Source organism: Bradyrhizobium sp., from assembly GCF_049691595.1.
Taxonomy (GTDB): Bacteria; Pseudomonadota; Alphaproteobacteria; order Rhizobiales; family Xanthobacteraceae; genus Bradyrhizobium.
This window is the reverse complement of the sequence record NZ_JBAVNZ010000668.1, coordinates 1-3118: the sequence shown is the minus strand read 5'-3', so window position 1 is coordinate 3118 and position 3118 is coordinate 1. Positions and strand designations below refer to the sequence as shown.

The window sequence follows — 3118 nt, the reverse complement described above, 5'->3', positions numbered from 1 at the left end:
GCATTAACGATGCTCCCGCGGGCTGCTGGAACCAAAGCGAGTTTCCGGGCATAGTGGAAGCCGGGGGACGGAGAATTGCGGCGCCGTATTCGAGGCGCATGGGTAAAGAGGCCTGGAGGCCAAGGGTACAATGCGTTCCTTCCTCGTTGCTTTCACCGGACTGATGCTGTTTGCCAGCGGCACGGCGCAGGCCAAGATCGCCATCACCATCGACAAGGATAACCAGCAGATGAGCGTCGCCGTCGACGGCGTCGAGCGTTATCGCTGGCCGGTCTCCAGCGGCATCCCCTCGCGCGAGACGCCGAACGGCTCGTTCCGCGCCTTCCGCATGGAGGAAGATCACTACTCCAGGGAATTCGACGACGCGCCGATGCCGCATTCGATCTTCTTCACCAGGATCGGGCATGCGATTCACGGCACCGATTCCGTCGGCCGCCTCGGCACGCCCGCCTCGCACGGCTGCGTGCGGCTGTCGCGCGACCATGCCTCGACCCTCTATGCGCTGGTGCAGCAGGAAGGCGTGCTCAACACCACGGTGACGCTGACCGGCTCGGCTCAGGTCGCGATGGCGCGCAACCCGCGTCCGCGCGGCGATACCGCCGTCGCGCGCCGCGCCCCGGCGCCGCAATACGATCAGGAGTACGACGCTGCCGCCGGCGATCCCGTCGTGATCACGCCGCAGCGGCGCGTCGCGCCGCAAGTTCGCGCCGATGACGGCTACTTCTATCCGGCCGACGGTTACTCCAACGAGGCGCGCTATCCGGCGCCGCGCGGCCGCCGCACCTACGACGCGCAGGCCTATCCGCAGCCGCAAGATCAATACTATGACAACCGCGGCTATGCGCGGGCGCCGCGGGGCTACTATGACCAGCCGCGGCCTTACTACCAGCCGCGCGGGCGGTTCACCTATCAGGATTAGGTGGGCAGCGTCCTTCGATCGAGCGATCTTGCCGGAGCCAGGGCGAGTTCAGCCGTCCACAACACTGGCCAGCGGCCCTTCGCGCCGGAGCATCGACCGCGACCTTTGCCAGACATCGTGAAGCGCCATGCCGCCGGCCATGGCGGCGACAAACACGATGACGCCCGGCGACAGGGTCGCAAGGCTCTCCAGGGCCGGTCCCGGGCATAATCCCGCGAGACCCCAACCTACTCCGAACAGCGCTGCGCCGATCACCAGCGGCGGATCGATCCGCATCTTGCCCGGCAAGAAGCTCTGCTTTGCCAGCAATGGCTCTGCAAGGCGGCCTGCCAGCACCAAGCCCGGAACCGAGACCGTGAGCGCGGCCATCATCACGACGGCCATGCTCGGATCCCAGGCGCCAAAAATATCCAGGAAGCCGAGCACCTTGGTCGGCTGCACCATTTCGGAGATCAGCAAACCCGCTCCAAATATCAGGCCGCAAATCAGCGGCGCGAGGATCGCCATCGATCAACCTCCCATCAAATGATGTGTGACCGCGACCGTGACGATCGCGGTCACCATGAAGATGATGGTGGCGGCGATGGAACGGCCGGACAATCGTCCGATTCCGCAGATACCGTGGCCGGAGGTGCAGCCGCCGCCGAGCCGCGCACCGAAGCCGACCAACAACCCCGCGGCCACGATCACCATCCAGTTGGCCGGCAGTTTCGGCGGCGTCATCCCGTATCCGATGAGGCCGGCGACCACCGGCGCCAGAATGAGCCCGGCGACAAAGGCGACGCGCCAGCCCCGGTCGTTGCTCCTAAATTGCAGCAGCCCGCCAAAGATACCGCTGATGCCGGCGACCCGTCCGGTCAACAGCATCAAGAGGACGGCGGAAAGGCCGATCAGGCCACCGCCGATCGCGGCCGACACCGGAGTGAAATTAGCCATCACGATCTTTTCCTGTTGTTTGGAGCCGCCATGATAGGCATGCCGCGCGCAAGCGCAATCCACTGCATGGGCGGTCGAAGCCTGATCCACAGCGGCGCCGCCCGCCTATTGCTCCCCGTCACGCAGGCGCCGCCATACCGCGCCGAGCACATTGGAATAATCGTCGGTCCACACCAGCTGTTTTTCGTCGGCCTCGGTCTCGGCCCAGACGTCGGACGACGCGAGCTTGCCGACATCGGCCTGCTCGCGCGCGGAGACCACGACCGAGGTCGAGAAGATATACTCGCTGTCGCGGCTGGAATCCTCGCTGTAGACCCAGCTCTTCATGTCGTTGGCCTCGGCGATGCCGACGACGACGCTGGCCAGTTCCAGATGCCGGTTGGAGACATGCATCACCACCGCGCCCTGCGGCGCCAGCTTCTGCTTGTAGATCTCCATCGCCTCTTCGGTCGCCAGATGGATCGGGATCGCGTCCGACGAATAGGCGTCGACGATGATCAGGTCGTAGATGCCGTCCGGTTCCCTGGCGAAGGTCAGCCGCGCATCGCCGATCACGGGCTTCAAATTCGGCTCGCAGTTCTGGATGTAGGTGAAGTATTTCGGGTCCCGCGCGGTATCGACCATCGACTGGTCGATCTCGAAGAATTTCCAGTCTTCGCCGGGCTCGGAGGCGCAGGTCAGCGTGCCCGAGCCGAGCCCGATCACCGCGACGCGAAGCGGCGCGCCTTTGCGCTCGCGGATCGCCGTGATCGCCCGCCCGATGCCGCCATCCCGGTGGTAATAGGTGATCGGCTCCGGCCGCCCGGTGATCGGCGTGCCGTCATCGTTCTGGAATTTCTCGGCGCCGTGAATCGTGGTGCCGTGCATCAGCACGTGATACTGGCCGTGCGGCGTCACCACGATCTTGTGGACGCCGAAGAAGCTGCGGACGGTTTCCACCCTTCCGTCGTCCGACGGATAGGCCCGGATCAGCACCAGCGCCACCGCGACGGTGGCAAAGATCTTCCAGCGGCTGGCGTTGAAGCCGAGCGCCAGCAAGGCCGAGAGCCCGCCGACCGCGCCGATCATCCACACCCGATGCTCGTCGAGCCAGCTCATGACCTTGCCGGGAGACCAGGACGGCGCGATCAGCGCCAGCGCCAGCACCGCGAGAAACGGCCAGTACCAGCGGCTCCAGCGCGGCAAGCGCTCGTCGCCGCCGGCTGGCCGGCACAGCGCCGCCAGCGCCAGCAGGATCGGATATTCCGCGACCCAGGAGAAGGC

The 3118-nt window shown here is 65.7% G+C and carries 4 protein-coding genes; 1 reads left to right on the top strand and 3 read right to left on the bottom strand.

Annotated features, from left to right (window positions below):
- Nucleotides 1–130 precede the first annotated feature (130 nt).
- The gene (locus WCE35_RS26840; RefSeq protein ID WP_424596332.1) at nucleotides 131–919 is read left to right on the top strand and encodes a L,D-transpeptidase family protein; all 789 of its coding nucleotides are present in this window, start codon (nucleotides 131–133) and stop codon (nucleotides 917–919) included.
- A 48-nt stretch (nucleotides 920–967) separates the two neighbouring features.
- Here the strand turns inward: WCE35_RS26840 and WCE35_RS26835 are convergent, their stop codons facing one another.
- The 3 genes from WCE35_RS26835 to WCE35_RS26825 form a co-directional block, all read right to left on the bottom strand.
- The gene (locus WCE35_RS26835; protein WP_424596331.1) at nucleotides 968–1426 is read right to left on the bottom strand and encodes a DUF6691 family protein; all 459 of its coding nucleotides are present in this window, start codon (nucleotides 1424–1426) and stop codon (nucleotides 968–970) included.
- Nucleotides 1427–1429: 3 nt separating this feature from the next.
- Nucleotides 1430–1855 (bottom strand): YeeE/YedE family protein, encoded by a 426-nt coding sequence (locus tag WCE35_RS26830; protein ID WP_424596330.1) that lies wholly within the window; start codon nucleotides 1853–1855, stop codon nucleotides 1430–1432.
- Nucleotides 1856–1960: 105 nt separating this feature from the next.
- Nucleotides 1961–3118: spermidine synthase (locus tag WCE35_RS26825; protein ID WP_424596329.1), on the bottom strand; the 1158-nt coding region annotated here is incomplete at its 5' end.